Origin of the sequence: Shewanella cyperi (assembly GCF_017354985.1) — a bacterium.
Taxonomy (GTDB): domain Bacteria; phylum Pseudomonadota; class Gammaproteobacteria; order Enterobacterales; family Shewanellaceae; genus Shewanella; species Shewanella cyperi.
Map to the genome: position 1 here is coordinate 1,447,664 of NZ_CP071501.1, position 15,818 is coordinate 1,463,481.

The 15,818-nt window shown below is 59.8% G+C and carries 12 protein-coding genes; 10 read left to right on the top strand and 2 right to left on the bottom strand.

The window, feature by feature from the left end:
- Positions 1 to 33 precede the first annotated feature (33 nt).
- Positions 34 to 1,023: a GlxA family transcriptional regulator gene (locus tag JYB84_RS06095; RefSeq protein ID WP_207322534.1), complete on the top strand. Its 990-nt coding sequence runs from the start codon at positions 34 to 36 to the stop codon at positions 1,021 to 1,023.
- Positions 1,024 to 1,119: 96 nt separating this feature from the next.
- Here the strand turns inward: JYB84_RS06095 and JYB84_RS06100 are convergent, their stop codons facing one another.
- Entirely contained in the window at positions 1,120 to 2,241 is a 1,122-nt protein-coding gene (locus tag JYB84_RS06100; protein WP_207322535.1) for a transglycosylase SLT domain-containing protein, read from the bottom strand.
- Between the two features lie 238 nt (positions 2,242 to 2,479).
- Between JYB84_RS06100 and JYB84_RS06105 the strand changes: the two genes are divergently transcribed.
- The 3 genes from JYB84_RS06105 to JYB84_RS06115 all read left to right on the top strand — a co-directional run bounded on the left by JYB84_RS06105 (position 2,480) and on the right by JYB84_RS06115 (position 5,559).
- Positions 2,480 to 4,219 carry a phospho-sugar mutase gene (locus JYB84_RS06105; RefSeq protein WP_207322536.1) on the top strand — a complete coding sequence of 580 codons (1,740 nt, stop codon included), beginning with the start codon at positions 2,480 to 2,482 and terminating at the stop codon, positions 4,217 to 4,219.
- A gap of 165 nt (positions 4,220 to 4,384) precedes the next feature.
- Positions 4,385 to 4,768, top strand: a complete 384-nt coding sequence (locus tag JYB84_RS06110) for a VOC family protein (protein ID WP_207322537.1) — start codon at positions 4,385 to 4,387, stop codon at positions 4,766 to 4,768.
- Positions 4,769 to 4,866: 98 nt separating this feature from the next.
- Positions 4,867 to 5,559 carry a helix-turn-helix transcriptional regulator gene (locus JYB84_RS06115; RefSeq protein WP_207322538.1) on the top strand — a complete coding sequence of 231 codons (693 nt, stop codon included), beginning with the start codon at positions 4,867 to 4,869 and terminating at the stop codon, positions 5,557 to 5,559.
- 110 nt (positions 5,560 to 5,669) lie between these two features.
- Here JYB84_RS06115 and JYB84_RS06120 read toward each other — a convergent pair whose 3' ends face one another.
- A complete protein-coding gene (locus JYB84_RS06120) occupies positions 5,670 to 8,534 on the bottom strand; it encodes a TonB-dependent receptor (RefSeq protein ID WP_207322539.1) in 2,865 nt (954 codons plus the stop codon).
- 336 nt (positions 8,535 to 8,870) lie between these two features.
- On the opposite strand from JYB84_RS06120, the gene agaR reads away from it, so the two are divergent.
- From agaR to nagA, 6 genes are read left to right on the top strand one after another with little or no spacing between them, the layout of a single operon-like run.
- Complete coding sequence (gene agaR / locus JYB84_RS06125; RefSeq protein ID WP_207322540.1) at positions 8,871 to 9,653, top strand: transcriptional repressor AgaR; 783 nt, start codon at positions 8,871 to 8,873, stop codon at positions 9,651 to 9,653.
- Between the two features lie 18 nt (positions 9,654 to 9,671).
- Complete coding sequence (locus JYB84_RS06130; RefSeq protein ID WP_207322541.1) at positions 9,672 to 11,048, top strand: Gfo/Idh/MocA family protein; 1,377 nt, start codon at positions 9,672 to 9,674, stop codon at positions 11,046 to 11,048.
- A 5-nt stretch (positions 11,049 to 11,053) separates the two neighbouring features.
- The gene (locus JYB84_RS06135; protein WP_207322542.1) at positions 11,054 to 12,322 is read left to right on the top strand and encodes a class II D-tagatose-bisphosphate aldolase, non-catalytic subunit; all 1,269 of its coding nucleotides are present in this window, start codon (positions 11,054 to 11,056) and stop codon (positions 12,320 to 12,322) included.
- Between the two features lie 5 nt (positions 12,323 to 12,327).
- On the top strand, positions 12,328 to 13,512 hold the full coding sequence (locus JYB84_RS06140; RefSeq protein WP_207322543.1) for an SIS domain-containing protein: 1,185 nt from the start codon (positions 12,328 to 12,330) through the stop codon (positions 13,510 to 13,512).
- Positions 13,513 to 13,523: 11 nt separating this feature from the next.
- Complete coding sequence (locus JYB84_RS06145) at positions 13,524 to 14,597, top strand: ROK family protein (protein ID WP_207322544.1); 1,074 nt, start codon at positions 13,524 to 13,526, stop codon at positions 14,595 to 14,597.
- On the top strand, positions 14,584 to 15,801 hold the full coding sequence (gene nagA / locus JYB84_RS06150; RefSeq protein WP_228290899.1) for an N-acetylglucosamine-6-phosphate deacetylase: 1,218 nt from the start codon (positions 14,584 to 14,586) through the stop codon (positions 15,799 to 15,801). Before JYB84_RS06145 ends, nagA begins: the two co-directional genes overlap by 14 nt.
- The last annotated feature ends 17 nt before the right edge of the window (positions 15,802 to 15,818 follow it).

The window sequence follows — 15,818 nt, forward strand, 5'->3', positions numbered from 1 at the left end:
AGTCGCAGCTGACTGAATAACGGGGAGTGGTGCATGGCACAGGATGATACAGGGCCTTTGAGTACTGGGCAGGCACAAGCGCAGTTTGGCCAACAGCCCATAAAAGAACGGCATATTGCCATCCTGGCCTATCCCGGGGTGTTGAATTCGGCGCTGCACGGGCTGGCGGAAATGCTGCTGCTCGCCAATCGCTGCGCCGCCGAGCAGGGCCTGCCCTGGCGCTTTTATCCTGAAACTTTGACCTGGCCCGACGAGCCCCCAAGCCGCTGGGATGCGGTGCTGCTGCCACCGGCCATGGACGATTCGGGTTATGGCCAGGAGAATGAGGCCTTGAATCAGTGGCTGCGGCAATGCCATGGGCAGGGTGCCCTGATTGCCTCGGCCTGTGCCGGTGCCTTCTTGCTGGCGGCTGCGGGACTCGATCGCGGGCGGCCGCTGACCACCCACTGGGGGCTGGAGGCCGCCTTCAGGCAACGCTTTGCCAAGGCCAAGCTGGACTGCGGCCAGATTATGATAGATCAGGGCGATATCATCAGTGCCGGTGGCATGATGTCCTGGCTGGAGCTGGGCTTCGCCCTGGTGGCCAGGCTCGGCGATCCTGCCCTGGTGTCCCAGCTGGGGAAATTATTGGTGGTCGACACAGGTGTTCGCGAGCAGCGCTTTTATCGCCGCTTCGAGGCCAAACTCAATCACGGTGACAGCGCCATTGCCGGGTTGCAAACCTGGCTGGAACAGCAACTGCACGGCCAAATTTCCGTGGTAGCCATGGCCGGATATTGTCACATGACCCCAAGGACACTGCAGCGCCGCTTTCTCAAAGCCACGGGGCTGCAACCGGCCCAGTACCTGTTGGAACTGCGCATGCAAAGGGCGCGGGAGCGGTTGGAATCAGGCAATGACAGCTTCGAGTGCATCGCCACAGAGCTGGGTTATGAGGATGTCAGTGCCTGCCGCCGGGCTTTCACCCGCCTGTGTGGGCTGAGTCCGGGTGAGTACCGCCGTCGCTTTCGCCGCTCGGGCTAACGGGAAAGGACTGACAGGAGAGGGGCATTTATAACCCCGTCCTTATTCCAGCTGCAGTACTTATTCCAGTCGCCGCACTCATTCCAACCTTAGCACTTATTCGAGTCGGAGCATTTGGCCCGGTTTGATTATGCTCTTTTCGGTCAGGCCGTTTAGGCCGAGCAGGGTCTTGAGGCTGATCCCATGGCGCTTGGCTATAGCGCCCAGGGTGTCGCCGGATTTAACCTGGTAGCTTGGCGCTTTGAGGGCGCTCAGTTGTCCACCCTGCCATTGGGCATCCAGGGGCAGCAGCAGGGAATAGTGTCCCGCTGTGGGTACGGTCGCGGTTCGAAATCCAGGATTAAGGGCCTTGAGCTGTTTGAGGCTCAGGCCATAACCCTTGGCCAGCACAGCCAGGGGCTGGCCGCTCACCGCCGCCTCCCGCTTGACGGCCGGGGCATTGGCTATGGGAGCCAGGGGCAGGGCCTCTTCCCGCAGCAGGGCTATCAGCGCCAGCCACTTGTACACTGTCGGAGCCTGCTTGCCGCTGAGTTTTAAGGACCAGAAATCTGTGCCCAGGCCCTTGGCTTGGTTGGCCTTGATGGCCGCCTGAATTCTGAGCTCACCCGAATTGTACCCGGCCACCGCATTGAGCCAGTCCTGGCCCAACGTAGTGTGCAGATGGACAAGATAATTGAGCACAGCTTCTGTGGAGGCCATGGGATCGCGGCGGCCGTCAAAGTCGGCACCGACCCGCAAACCAAAACGTCTGCCGGTGGCGGGGATCATCTGCCACAAACCGGCCGGAGCACCGCCGCTGGCATTGGCATTGAAGCCGCTCTCTACCGCAGGCAACAGCGCCAGCTCCAGTGGCAGGCCTTTTTGCTCCAGGGCCGTCACTATTTCGAACAGAAAGGGGGCCGCCTTGTCGCTGAGCTGGCGGGCAAAGCTTGGCCGCTGACGATAAAAGTCAACCCAAAGCTGCATTTGCGGCGAGTCATGCAAGACTATGTCGTTCGATGCTGCGATCTTGCGCCACAGATCCTGATACTGGGGGGCTTGCGGCGTTTGCGGCTCCCTTGTTGTTGCCTGTGGTGATTCAATCTCAGTGATCCTTGGCGCTGCATTTGTCTCATCGGGCTGCTGCTCAGACGGTGTTTGGCTACAGGCCGCCAGCCACAGCAAAAAAGTGATAAATGCCAGCGGGCGCAGGCAATGAAAAGCGCCTTTGAGAGACATTGGGGCGGACATTTTAGCTGACACTTTGGCTGGCATTGGGACTGACACTTGTTCTGATGTTATGGCTGACATCTGGGGCTCCTTGAACGATCGCGCTATGCTAATCTCTTTGGCAGACTTTGGCATCAGCAATTCGTTGCCTGAATGAAAAAAGAAAATTTGGCGCCAGGCCGGGCAGGAAGCCCCTAAGCTTAGGGAAAAGCCCCTGTCCTGACAGACGGTGCGAGAAGGAGGCTGTATGAACACCCATTTGCAACTTCAGCTCAATCACTGGCTGGGGCGGGATCCGGATCCCGCGTCCCGGGCAGCACTGGAGGCCATGGTAGCGGCAGGAGACGAGGCGGCCCTCGGCGCGGCCTTCTCGGGGCGGCTGGAGTTTGGTACCGCCGGGCTGCGCGGCGTGGTGGGCCCGGGGCCCATGGCCATGAATCGCCTGGTGGTACGTGAGACCAGCGCGGGTCTCGGGGCTTACCTTGCCAGTCATGTTAAAGATGCCCACAGCCGCGGGGTGATCATAGGTTTCGATGGTCGTCACGATTCGCGCACCTTTGCCCACGATGCCGCCAGCGTGCTCTGCGCCATGGGCTTCAAGGTGCATCTGACCGCCACAGTGGCGCCCACGCCTTTGGTGGCCTACGGTGTGTGTCATTTCCACGCCGCCGCCGGTGTGGTGGTGACCGCCAGTCACAACCCGCCCCAGTACAACGGCTACAAGGTGTACTGGGAAAACGGTGCCCAGATCATCCCGCCCCACGATGCCGGCATTGCCGCCTGCATCGACAGGGCCGCCAATGAAGCCATCCCCTTTATGGATCAGAGCGAGGCCACCAAGCGCGGCCTGCTGGAATGGTTACAGCAGGACTTTTTCGAGGGTTACCGCCGCGCCATCAAGCACAGCGCGCTGCTCAGCCATCACACCCGGCCCGATTCAGTGGCCATGGCCTACAGTGCCATGCATGGGGTGGGGGCCGAGATGGCCTTGACCCTGCTGAAGGACGCGGGATTCAGTGCCGTCTATCCGGTGGCGGCCCAACAACAGCCGGACGGTGACTTTCCAACGGTGAAGTTCCCTAATCCCGAGGAAGCGGGCGCCATGGATCTGGTGATAGCCGAGGCGTCGGCCAGGGGGGCCATGTTGGCCTGTGCCAACGATCCCGATGCCGACCGCTTTGCGGTGGCGGTGCGTCGCGACGATGGCAGCTATCGCATGCTGAGCGGCGATCAGGTGGGCTGCCTGCTGGGGGACTACCTCCTGTCCCTGAGTCCCAAGCCACAACTGGTGGGCAAGACCCTGGTGTCCTCGGGGCTGCTGGAGGCCATTGCCGGCCATTACGACGGCCGCTGTTACACCACACTGACCGGCTTCAAGTGGCTGATGAATACCGCCCAAAAGCTGCAAACCCCGAGCTGTCCCTTCCTGTTTGCCTATGAAGAGGCCCTGGGCTACACGGTTGGCCATCTGGTGTGGGACAAGGACGGGCTGTCGGCCCAGCTGGCCTTTGCCCAGCTCACTGCGGCCCTGGCGAGCGCCGGCATGACCCTTTGGGACAGGCTGGAGCAAATTTATCGCCGCCACGGTTTCCATCATAACTGCCAGGTGAGCATAGCCCTGGGGGCCGATACCCCCAATATTGGTGAGACGCTGCGAGCATCGCCCCCCGGCGAAATTGGCGGGCGCAAGGTCAATTGCTGCGAGGATCTCAAGTGGCTGACCAAGCGCTACGCCGATGGCCGTGAAGAAACCATTCACTTGCCCGCCAGCGACGTGCTGATTTATCACCTCGATGGCGACGAGGCGCTGCCACACAGCAGTGCCAGGGTGATAGTCAGGCCTTCCGGCACCGAGCCCAAGATCAAGTGCTACTACGAGCTGGTGTTGCCCATGGCTGAGGGTACCAGTCTTGCCGAGGTGCAACGCCTGGCCGAAACCACCATGGATCAATTGGTCACAGCCCATCAGGCCTCCTTGCCCCACTGACAGGTCTTTACCCCAAATATTTATAACCCGCAAAGCCCCCTGCTGACACAAGGCTGTCAGTAGGGGCCCCTTATGCTGTCCTCAGTTCGCTTCCCTTCGCAGCCACGGTGGCAGCGGGGAGCTGTCGGACATTAACCAGGTTTAATTCATAAGGAGATCAAGGTTATGATGCAAAATGCACCTTTGGTGTGGGGCGAACTCGCCGTCACCGACATGGACAGGGCCATGGACTTTTACGGTCAACATTTCGGCTGCCAATTCCGCCGCGAAGACAACGCTGAATGTCAGTATGCCGTGCTCGAGTGCGAGGACAAGCAGGCCGCCAGCATCGGCCTGATAAAACACCCCATGGCCAAGCCATCCATGGACGGCTCGGTGATTTATCTGCACTTTGCCGATAAGCTGGGCCCCCTGGTGGCGCGCCTGGAACAGGCGAACGTGGAAATATTGATGCCGCCCATGGGGATCAAGGAAGGTGAATGCGGCTATATTGCCCTGTTTGCCGACAGCGAGGGTAACCGTGTTGGCCTCTGGTGTCCGGCGCTCTAGTCCCGTGTTCCTGCTTCATGTGTGAGTGAAAGGCTTCCGGCGCCCAGGCGTCGGGAGCCCTGTTTGTTTTGGGGATTATTTAAGTTCAGGGAAAGCCTATGCGCCGCGCCGACCGGCTGTTTCAAATAGTGCAGATATTGCGTCACCGCCGCCTGACCACCGCCGCCATGCTGGCCGAGCGGCTGGAGGTGTCGGTGCGCACCATTTACCGTGATATCCAGGACCTGTGCCTGTCCGGCATTCCCATCGAAGGGGAGGCCGGTGTCGGCTATTTGCTGCGTCAGGAGGTGAATGTGCCGCCGCTGATGTTCAACGAGGCCGAGCTGGAGGCGCTGCAGGTGGGCATTCGCATGGTACAGACCTGGGGCGGCAAGGCCCTGGGGCAGGCGGCGGCCCAGGCGCTGATCAAGGTGGAAGCCGTGTTGCCGAGCCGCTTGCAGTCGCTGCAATCTTTGATGTTTTCACCGGACTTTTACCTCGACGAGGCCGAGTTTCAGTTTCTCGACCCGCTGCGCATCGCCGCCAGGGCAAGGCGCTATTGCCATATTCACTATCGGGATGCCAAGGAGGATGTCAGCGAGCGGCGGCTGCGCCCGCTGGCGATTTATTTCTGGCGTGGCACCTGGACCCTGCTGGCCTGGTGTGAACTGCGCCATGACTTTCGCAGCTTTCGGGTCGATCGCATTCAGGCCCTGGAAAGCCTGGAGGAAAGTTTTCCGGTGACCCCTGGGCAGGAGCTGGCGGACTTTGTCGCCCGCATGCGTGCCCAGAGCGGGCAACAGGCGGAATGAGTCTCTATTGTCAGACATAAAAAAGGACGGCCGAATGGCCGCCCAATGCTTATGCCACAAGCTTAGAGAGCTCGGAGACATGGCGGCCAAAACAGCCGCCAAATAGGGATTTAGAAGCTGCCGCGGATCCCCAGTGCTATCTGGGTGCCGAAGCGTTCCAGATAGTTCACCTGATCCGGGCGTTTGATGTAACCCGAGTAGCGGTTGTTATCCAGGTTGGAGGCTTCCATAAACACGGTCAGGTTTTCCATCAGCTCATAGCTGAGGCTGGCATCCAGCTGGCCGTAGGCGTTAATCCAGGCCGGGCCGCCCCAGGCCTCGGGATCCACCAGGAACTTGCTGCGCCAGTTGTAGGCCAGACGACCCTGCAGGCCGTATTTCTCGTAGTAGAGTACGGCGTTGTAGGAGTTCTCCGACATGCCCACAAAGGGCAGATCCAAGCGCTCGGGATCATCATATTTGCTGTCCACAAAGGTGTAGTTCAGCTGGATCCCGAAACCATCCATGGGCTCGGGGAGCCATTCCTCGAAGGATTGCTGCCAGGCCAGCTCGTAACCGGTGATCTTGGCGCCGTATTGGCCCGACTCGGGTTGGCTGACCAAATAGCGGTTGCCATCCACGTCCATCGCGTTTTCATCGTTTTCGATAAAGGACTTGATGTCCTTGATGAACACACCGGCGGCAAGGGAGCTGCTGTCGCCGTAGTACCATTCCAGGGTGACGTCACCCTGATAGGCTTCTTCGGCTTTCACCCCGGGATTGCCGCGGCTCAGGGTTGGCAGGCCTTCCTTGCGGTTGGTGAAATCGGGCGAGGCCCAGGTGCGCAGGGCGTACAGGGAGGGACGGCTCAGGGTTTGGGCGGCTGAAACACGCAGCAGCAGGTCATCCTGCAGGTTTACCCTCAGGTTGATGCTGGGCAACAGACTGTTGTAGCTGCCTTCGTATTCGGTGGCCACCACTTGACGCCAATCGTTGTTGCTTGGCTGACCTTCGCCGTCCAGTACCACCTTGGCAAGATCGTAACCAAAGCCGCTGGAGTCCACCTGGGTATGGCTGCCACGCAGACCCAGGTTCAGCATGTAGGGCAGTTCCCACAGCTCATCTTCCATTGTCAGTTGCACGAAGGCCGAGGTCACGGCTTCGGACACCTCGTAGCTGCCGGACTTGCTCTGGCTGGCGACTATGCTGGCATCGGCGGCTTCGCTGTTGATGGAGCGGTAGAATGCCAGCAGCGCATCATAGTCAAAGCTTGGCCAGGGATCCGGCGACACACTGTTTTCACCCTCAAGGAAGTTGTCGAAGTTGGCGGGAACAAAGACGTTTTCCGGAATGCGGAACAGCTCGAATTCGCCCTGGGTAAAGACCTGGCCGGGGGCAAAGTCATAGCCATCGCGGGTCAGGTAGTAACCGCCACGACTGAACTGGCTGGGGTTGCGCGATCTGAAGGCATCTTGGCCCTTGCTCTGCTTCACATAGTTGAGGCCAAAGTGCAGCTTGCTGATGATGCCATCATCGGGCTCGTAGCTGGCTTCGAGTTTGAGATCGCTGATCTTGTCCTTCACCCCGGTACCGCTGTTGTAGCTGTAGTGGGCGCCGTAGGTTTGGTCGGCGGTGAGCGCCGGGCTGATGCTGACATCCGGCAGGGTATTGCCGGTGCTGTAGTCAATGCCAATGCTGTCAACAAAGCCCCGGGCAACGATAAAACGGTTGTCACCCTTGTTCTTGTTGTCGGCCTGGGAATAGGCCAGATCCGCCATCACAGACCAATTGTCGGTGGGCTGCCAGGCAGCGTTGAGTCCCAGCTGCCAAGTGTCGGTCTGGCGGGGTTCGGAGATGTTGAGCAGTTCTACCATGGTATTGTCACCGGTCTGCTTCATCTTCACGACCCGGCCGAGCTCATCGAAGCTGGCGTCGGTAAACAGCGGTGTGCCCGGGGTCCAGGACTCGTCGTAGTTGACGAAGCCAATCTGGTACCTGTGACCATCGGTATTGTAACGGGAATAGAGGCCGTCGAGACTCAGCAACAGGTCATCACTGGGACGCCATTGCAGTGCCAAGGTGGAGCCTATGCGCTCCCGCACGTCCTGGGCATTGGCAAAATACATGTAGCTGGGGATCTTGGAGGCGTAAATTTCCCCTTCGTCTATGGCACCGTTGTTGTTGGTGTCCACCGGCACCCCGGCGCTGTCCACACCCCAGCCCTCGTCTTCATCAAAGAAACCGTCGGCGGAATAGGTGTCGGCCCTCAGGGTCTTTTTGGAATACACGGCCGAAAACAGGGCTCCCAGGGTACCCTCATCATTCTGATCGCCAATAATGAAAGACGCGTGGGGGTGGATATCACCGGTGCGGGATTCATGTATACCCTTGGCCGAGGCTTGCAGGGTAAAGCCATTCATATCCAAAGGCTTACGGGTCTGGATATCCACTATGGCGCCAATGCCGCCCTCGGTGAGGCGCGCCTCGGGTGACTTGTATACCGCCAGCACGTTCACCAGCTCCGAGGCTATGGTGTCGAAGTTGAAATCGCGGCCGGCAAATTCAGAGGCCAGTTTGCGGCCGTTGAGTGTGGTGACGTTGTAACCGTCCCCCAGACCACGCACCAGGATATTCTGACCTTCACCGCCGTTGCGGGTGATGGTGATCCCGGGGATCCGCTGCAGGGCTTCGGCCAGGTTCTCGTCGGGGAACTTGCCTATATCATCGGCCACCACCAGATCCACCACGCTGGTGGCATTTTGTTTTAAAAACAAGGATTCCTTAATACTTGAGCGGATACCTGAGACCTGGATCCGCTCCATCTCGCCGCCGTTCTCCTCGCTCTGTGCTTCCTCTGTTTGTTGCTTTTGGTTTGTTTGGGCCTGGCTCTTGTCCTTGGTGGCCGACCCGACGTCGGCTGCCTGGGACGGCAGGGCCCACAGGGCGGTACTGATTGCCAGCGCCAGGCTGGCCACTTGGGTACGTAACAATGTCATCTGCTCCCCTCCGGTGAAGGTGTTTCCTGTGGTTGTTGTTTTACGAAAGTCAAAGAAACTGCACAGAGCTTTCGATGTATTACGTATACTGTTAATGCTGTGAAAAAATCAACAAATAAATGTAAAAATGCTTTTGTTTTCTTTCGAAGTTGGGCATAGTAGTTTCATGCAAAAGCGGAGGGTGGGTGTTGGCTTTCTGTTAAGTTGATAAAAATAAAGAATTAATTTGCGAGATTATGACTTGGGTGGTGGTTCGAAAGTAAATGAAAGCTAAAGCTACTGAAAGCCAAGGGGCCATGGTAGAGTGAGCTTTTCGAAACCACACAGGTAAAGACGATGAATATGCTCAACACCATTGAAAGGCAGCAGGAGATAGTGCGCCTGACCCAGCAGCAGGGCAAGGTCTCGGTGACCGAGCTGGCGAGCCGCTTCGGGGTTTCCGAAGTCACTATTCGCAGCGATTTGGCGACCCTGGATCAGAAGCAGTTGCTGGTGCGCTCGCGGGGCGGGGCCATGGTCAACAGTGAGCTGAGCCGTGAGTTGTCGCTGAAGGAGAAGGGCAGTTGTTACTCGGCGCTCAAGCGTGAGTTGGGGGCCGCCGCGGCAGCCCTGGTGCAAAACGGCGATCGCCTGCTGCTCGATTCGGGTACCACCACGGAGCAGGTGGCCCATCACCTGATGCAGCATGAGGATCTGATCGTCATGACCAACGGGCTGAATATCGCCACAGTGCTGGCCAAGTCCGAGTCGGTGGAAGTGATGTTGACCGGCGGCCTGTTGCGGAAAAAGTCCATGTCGTTTTATGGCAGCAGCGCCGAGAAGAGTTTGGGGGATTACAACTTCAACAAGTTGATCCTCGGGGTGGATGGCTTCGACCTCAAGGCCGGCCTGACCACCCATTTTGAAAAGGAAGCCAGTTTGAACCGCATGATGGTGGAGCTGGCCACCGAGGTCATAGTGGTGACCGATTCATCCAAATTTGATCAGCAGGCCTTTCATGTGATCTGTGGCTGTCGCCACATTCACCGCCTGGTGACTGATACCGGGATCCCGCCGCATTACGTGGAGGCCCTGGAAAAACTGGGGGTGCAATTGCACCTCGTTGAACGAAGTCAGTAGTTATATAGGGGAGTGCTTATGTCGGGTTGGGATCGTCGTGGGTTTTTGAAGGCCTCAATGGCCTCGGTGGCGTCGGCCGCATTGGCCGCCTGTGCTCAGGGGGGCGCCACAGCGCCATCCGCCGGGATGCGAAAGTCAGTCGGAAAATCCGTCATGGGACTGGTGGTACCGGCCATGGCCGAGGTGCGGGTTGGACTTATCGGCGTTGGTGAGCGCGGCGTGGGCTACATCCATCACTTTAACAACATCGAAGGCGCCCGCATTACCGCCATCTGCGATACCGACTCCCTGGTGTTGGACCGGGCCCGCAAGATCATGGCCGAACACGGCAACAACCAGGTGGCCTATTTTGGTCAGGGCGAGCTGGCTTACCGCGACCTGTTGGCGCGGGAAGACGTGGACATAGTGGTTATATCCACGCCCTGGGAATGGCACCACCCCATGGCCAAGGACACCATGCTTGCCGGTAAGCACGCCTGTGTGGAAGTGCCCATGGGCCTCAGCCTCACCGAACTCTGGGATCTGGTGGACACGGCGGAACTCACCCAGCGCAACTGTATGATGCTGGAAAACGTCTGCTATGGTCGTGATGAGCTGATGGTGCTCAACATGGTGCGCCAGGGCGTATTTGGCGAGCTGCTGCACGGCGAGGCTGCCTACATCCACGAACTGCGCTGGCAGATGAAAGAGATGGAGCGCAAGACCGGCTCCTGGCGGACCAAGTATCACAGCCAGATCAACGGCAACCTGTATCCGACCCATGGTCTGGGCCCCGTATCCCAATACATGAATATCAACCGTGGTGACCGCTTTGATTACCTGAGCTCCATGAGTTCACCTGCCGTGGGCCGTGCCGCCTATGCCAAGCGAGAATTTGCCGCCGATCACCCCCGCAATGCCATGAACTACATTTGCGGCGACATGAACACCAGCCTTATTAAGACGGTCAGGGGCCGGACCATCATGGTGCAGCACGATACCACCACCCCAAGGCCCTACAGCCGCCACAATCTTATTCAGGGCAGCAACGGGGTCTTCGCCGGCTTCCCCAACCGCATTGCGCTGGAAAATGGTGGCCGCGGCAGTTACCACGACTGGGATCTGGACATGGAGCACTGGTACGGCAAGTACGATCATCCCCTGTGGCTGCGCATGGGCGCCGAAGCCGAAAAGAACGGCGGTCACGGCGGCATGGACTTTTTGATGTGCTGGCGCCTGATTTACTGCCTGCGCAACGCCGAGCCACTGGATCAGGATGTGTATGACGGCGCCGCCTGGTCCGCGGTGCAACCCTTGTCGGCCATGTCGGTTGCCGATCGTGGCAATTCAAAGGACTTCCCCGATTTCACCCGTGGTCTGTGGCAAAGTGCCAAGCCGCTTGGCATTGTGGGGTAAGGGCCATGTCATTGCTCAAGGCCATTATGGCCGCCAACAAGCGTGGCGAACGCAAGGGGATTTTCGCCGTCTGCTCGGCCCAACCCCTGGTGCTGCGTGCCGCCCTGCGCCACGCGGCAGCCAACCGGGCGCCGCTGTTGATTGAGGCCACGGCCAATCAGGTCAATCAGCACGGCGGTTACACAGGCATGACCCCGGCCGACTTTATCGCCTTTGTGCGGGAACTGGCCGAGGCCGAAGGGGTGCCGGCATCGCAGTTGATTTTCGGCGGCGATCACCTGGGCCCGGTGGCCTGGAAGCACCTGGGGCCGGAAGCCGCCATGGCCGAGGCCGAGGCCCTGGTGAGGGCCTGTGTGCTGGCCGGGTTTGATAAAATCCATCTCGATGCCAGCATGGCCTGCCATGGTGAGCAGGAACCCCTGGGGGATGCCTTGATAGCTGGGCGCGCCGCCCGGCTGTGCCGCGCCGCCGAAGAAGCCGCCAATGGTCGCGAGCTTTGCTATGTGATTGGCACCGAAGTGCCGCCTCCCGGAGGCGTGGCCAGCCTCGCCGCCCTGGAGGTTACGCCGGTGCCGGCCATGGAAGAGACAGTGGCGGCCCACAAACACGCCTTTGTGGCCGAAGGTCTTGCTGAAGAGGTGTGGAACAAGGTCATTGCCCTGGTGGTTCAGCCCGGGGTGGAGTTTGGCCACAGTCAGGTGCACCAATACCAACCCAGGCTGACCCGGGAGCAGCAGGGATTTATTCGTCATCAAAGTGGCCTGGTATTCGAGGCCCATTCCACCGATTATCAGCTGCCGGAGCATTACGGTGAGCTGGTGGCGGATCATTTCGCCATCCTCAAGGTGGGACCCGAGCTGACCTTTGCCCTGCGCGAAGCCCTGTTTGCTTTGGATCATATCGAAGAACTGCTGGTCCCGGCGGTCAAGCGTGCCGGTCTCAAGGCCATGTGCTTGGACAAGATGTTGGCCCAGCCCAAATACTGGCAAAGTTTTTACACCGATCCGCAACTGCGGGATTGGCAACTGGGCTTCAGTTACAGCGACCGTATCCGCTATTACTGGCCCGAGCTGGCCCTGACCATAGACAAGTTGCTGGCCAACCTCAAAGAGCCCATTCCCTTGCCACTTATCAGTCAGTATCTGCCACTGCAGTATCCCAGGGTGCTGCGGGGACAACTGCCCGCCACCGGACTTGAGCTGGTACTCGACCATATCAGCCTGGTGCTCGGTCGCTATGCCGACGCCTGCCAATTGAGCGCAAAACAAGGATAAATTTCATGCAAGTCAGTTCGTTATCAAAGACCAAGGTCTATCCTGAATTTGCCCGTGAGGCGTTGCATGCACCCCGAGAGGGGGCCGAATTCACCGCCGCAGAGATACTGCAGCAGCCCGCCTTGTGGGGGGAGCTGGCGGCGGCCTATGAACAGGTGTCCGCCACAATTGCTGCCTTCCTGGCGCCGCTGTTGGCAAGGGAAAACCTGAGGGTCTTATTGTGCGGTGCCGGCACCTCGGCCTACATAGGCGAGGCCCTGGCGGCCCATGTGGCGAAGCAACTGCCGCTGGCGGGCCAGAGCGCCGAAGCCCTTGCCACCACGGATCTGGTGTCCCATCCCCATTTACATCTGGACCCGGCGCGGCCGACCCTGGTGTTGTCCTTTGGCCGTTCGGGTAGCAGCCCAGAATCCATGGCCGCCATCGACATTTGCGATGCCCTGCTGCCCGAGTGCTATCACCTGCTGGTGACCTGCAATCCGGAGGGCAAAATGGCGGCCTATGCCCGCCAGCAACAGACCAGATGTTGTTTGTGGTTGATGCCGGAGGCCAGTCACGATCGCAGCTTTGCCATGACCAGCAGCTTCAGCTGCATGTACCTGGCGGTGCTGCTGCTGTTTTGCCGTGACGATAAAGCCCTGGCGCGGGTTGTCGCCATGGCCAACGCCCTGCTGGACGAGCGGCTGTCCGAGATTGCCGCCCAGGCGCTGGAAGACAACACCCGTCTGGTGTATTTGGGCGGTGGTGCCCTGAAGGGTGTAGCCAGGGAAGCGGCGCTGAAATTGCTCGAACTCAGCGCCGGGCGGGTGATTGGCCTCTATGAGACTCCGCTGGGTTTCCGTCATGGTCCCAAATCCCTGGTGGATGGCCAGACCCGGATAGTGCTGCTGGCCTCCTCTGAGCCCTATGCCAGGGCCTATGATCTGGACATGGTTCGGGAGCTTGAGGGGGATGAACAGGCCCGCGGCGTGACCATGCTGTGCGAAGAACGCCTGACGGCGGACGGACAGCGTTTGCTGGATGAGGTCTGGCTCGGCTTACCCTATGTGCTGTATTGTCAACTTTTGGCTTATTACACGGCGTTGAACCTGGCGGTGTCACCGGACAATCCCTGTCCCGGTGGCCAGGTTAACAGGGTGGTGCAGGGAGTGAATGTGCACTCACTGGACTTGTATCGCGCGCCGCTCTGAGGTGATTGAGCATGCATTACGGATTGGATATCGGCGGCACCAAAATCGCCCTGGCCATATTTGATGATGAACTTCAGTGCCGGGACCGCTGGCAGCTTGCCACCCCGGTGGATGATTACGAGGCGTTTCTGACGACCGTCTGTGGCCAGATAGCCCTGGCCGACGAGCGTTGCCGCGACCTGGCGTCAGAGCAAGCCCAGGCCGAAGAACATGAACAGGAACAGCAACAGGCCATGGCCTCGGTCGGCATCGCCCTGCCGGGGGTTATCCAGACCGATGGCACTGTGCTGTCGAGCAATGTGCCCTGTCTTAACCGGCGCCGGGTCGCCGAGGATCTCGGTGCCAGGCTCGGACGCAAGGTCGCCACGGGCAACGACTGTCGCTGTTTTACCCTGTCCGAAGCCCTGCTGGGGGCCGGAAGGGATAAGCGCCATGTGGTGGGGGTGATCCTCGGCACCGGGCTCGGTGGCGGCCTGTGTATCGATGGGCGGCTGTTCAATGGCGCCAACTGCCTGGCGGGGGAATTTGGCCACCAGGGCCTGGCAGCCTCGGTGCTGCTGGACCATGGACTGCCACTGTACGACTGCGGCTGTGGCCTCAGGGGCTGCGCCGAAAACTATGTGTCCGGCACCGGCCTTGGGCGCCTGTACCGGCATTTTGGCGGTGAAGCCGACACCTATCAATGGTTGGCGGCCTACCGTGAGGGGGAGGCATCGGCCAGGCGTGCCTTTGATGCCTATATGGATGCCCTGGGCAGCGTGCTGGCGGGGCAGATACTGGCGCTGGATCCTGATATTTTTGTCTTTGGTGGCGGCTTGTCCCAGGTACCTGAAATTATGGAAGCTTTGCCGGTGGCGACCCAAAAACACCTGTTTGCCGGCGTGAGCCTGCCGGAGTTTCGGGTGGCCGAATTCGGCGCCGCCAGCGGTGTCCGCGGCGCTGCGCTGCTTGGCAGAAACCAGCTCTTGAATGAAAGCCTGCTCTTGAATGAAAGCCGCATTTCCAAATCAAACGGCCCTAATTCCCAGGCAAGCGATGCCGTCAATCCCCCAAGCAAAAGGAGTATTGCCAATGGTTCAAGCTAGCGCATTCTGGCTCTGCCCGGCCAGGGCCTTGCTGGGTGAGAACATGGACGAGGTTGCCAGGCCCTTTTTGCGGCTGGCAAACGGCAAGATCACCCAGATAGCCACTTCGGACCCTGACAGCGCCGAGCCGGTTTTTGAATGTGACGGTCTTTTGGTGCCGGCATTGATAGATACCCAGGTCAATGGCGGCGGAGGAATACTGTTCAATCACAGCCCCACGGCTGAGGCGCTGGGCACCATGCTCGATGCCCATGGCCGCTACGGCACCGGAGCCTTGTTGCCCACGGTCATCAGTGACGATGTGGCCGTGATGAGCGCGGCACTGGATGCCGCCATTGAGGCCCGCCGACTGGGATTTGATGGCGTGGCCGGGATACATTTTGAAGGCCCCCATTTGTCAGTGACCAAACGGGGTTGCCACAGTGTGGCCAAACTCAGACCCCTGGGGGCGGCCGAGCTGGCCCTCTATGGCAGAGCGGTGAGGGAACTTGGCGCCTGCCTGGTGACCCTGGCGCCGGAGCGCGTGGAGCCGTCCGATATACGTGACTTGGTTGCGCTCGGGGTAAAGGTCAGTCTCGGGCATTCGGACTGCGATTTTGCCACCGCCATGCAGGCCATTAACGCCGGGGCCCGAGGTTTCACCCATCTGTTTAACGGCATGTCGGGACTGACCTCCCGGGAGCCGGGCATGCTGGGGGCCGCACTCTACAGCGCCCAAAGCTGCAGCGGCATCATACTCGACGGTGAGCATGTGCATCCGGCCACGGCCATGTTGGCCTGGCGCCTCAAGGGCCGTCGCGGTTTGATGCTGGTGACCGATGCCATGTCAACCGTGGGTACGGACACCACGGAGTTTGCCTTCTTCGGTGGCAAGGTGGTGCGGCGCGGCAATGCGCTCAGGGACAGCAACGGCTCCCTGGCCGGTTCGCTTCTCACCATGACGGGGGCCCTCAGATATGCCTGCCGGACCATGGGAATAGCCGTGGCGGATGCCGTTGCCATGGCAACCCATACGCCGGCGCAGTTTATGGGTTTTGAGGACCGGGGGGCCCTGGTGCCCGGCGCCAGAGCCGATTTGCTGTTGCTGGATGACCAATTGTTCCAATGTGCCCGCTGGCAGAGTGGCGTGGTGGTGGCCGGCACCGAGCCCGGTGCCGGGCTCACGCTGCCGCTGGCGCTGATCACCGGTCTGTCCCGAACTTAACCATTAAAGGAACGCTT

Coding starts and splice junctions, on each gene's coding strand:
- agaR (WP_207322540.1), top strand. CDS start 8,871: ATGAATATGCTCAACACCATTGAAAGGCAGCAGGAGATAGTGCGCCTG.
- JYB84_RS06135 (WP_207322542.1), top strand. CDS start 11,054: ATGTCATTGCTCAAGGCCATTATGGCCGCCAACAAGCGTGGCGAACGC.
- JYB84_RS06095 (WP_207322534.1), top strand. CDS start 34: ATGGCACAGGATGATACAGGGCCTTTGAGTACTGGGCAGGCACAAGCG.
- JYB84_RS06130 (WP_207322541.1), top strand. CDS start 9,672: ATGTCGGGTTGGGATCGTCGTGGGTTTTTGAAGGCCTCAATGGCCTCG.
- JYB84_RS06115 (WP_207322538.1), top strand. CDS start 4,867: ATGCGCCGCGCCGACCGGCTGTTTCAAATAGTGCAGATATTGCGTCAC.
- JYB84_RS06120 (WP_207322539.1), bottom strand. CDS start 8,534: ATGACATTGTTACGTACCCAAGTGGCCAGCCTGGCGCTGGCAATCAGT.
- JYB84_RS06140 (WP_207322543.1), top strand. CDS start 12,328: ATGCAAGTCAGTTCGTTATCAAAGACCAAGGTCTATCCTGAATTTGCC.
- JYB84_RS06110 (WP_207322537.1), top strand. CDS start 4,385: ATGATGCAAAATGCACCTTTGGTGTGGGGCGAACTCGCCGTCACCGAC.
- JYB84_RS06105 (WP_207322536.1), top strand. CDS start 2,480: ATGAACACCCATTTGCAACTTCAGCTCAATCACTGGCTGGGGCGGGAT.
- JYB84_RS06100 (WP_207322535.1), bottom strand. CDS start 2,241: ATGTCTCTCAAAGGCGCTTTTCATTGCCTGCGCCCGCTGGCATTTATC.
- JYB84_RS06145 (WP_207322544.1), top strand. CDS start 13,524: ATGCATTACGGATTGGATATCGGCGGCACCAAAATCGCCCTGGCCATA.
- nagA (WP_228290899.1), top strand. CDS start 14,584: ATGGTTCAAGCTAGCGCATTCTGGCTCTGCCCGGCCAGGGCCTTGCTG.